The sequence below is a fragment of the Halioglobus sp. HI00S01 genome (genome assembly GCF_001635445.1).
GTDB classification, from domain to species: domain Bacteria; phylum Pseudomonadota; class Gammaproteobacteria; order Pseudomonadales; family Halieaceae; genus Halioglobus; species Halioglobus japonicus.
This window is the reverse complement of record NZ_LWEE01000027.1, coordinates 1-220: the sequence shown is the minus strand read 5'-3', so window position 1 is coordinate 220 and position 220 is coordinate 1. Positions and strand designations below refer to the sequence as shown.

Annotated in this window: 1 protein-coding gene; it reads left to right on the top strand. The window is 62.7% G+C overall.

Features of this window, described 5'->3' with window-relative positions; translation table 11 throughout:
* Nucleotides 1–196, top strand: a 196-nt coding sequence (locus A3709_RS23060) for an EamA family transporter (RefSeq protein ID WP_156507595.1), incomplete at its 5' end; no start/stop codon positions are given.
* Between the last annotated feature and the right edge of the window lie 24 nt (nucleotides 197–220).

Below are 220 nucleotides of genomic sequence, written 5' to 3'. Positions count from 1 at the left end.
CCGGGCCGAGGCGAAAGCGCTAATTCCCGTGGAGTACACGGCGTTTGTCTGGGCGTCACTGCTGGGCTGGTTTATGTACGGCGAGCGACTCACGCTGGTAACGATATCGGGCACGGCGCTTATTGTCGCCGGCTGCCTGATCGCAGCGCGGTTAAGACCCAATGACGCTGAACATGTGGAGAGTACCGCGGTCTAGATAGCGCCGGGGCGTTGGCCGCCG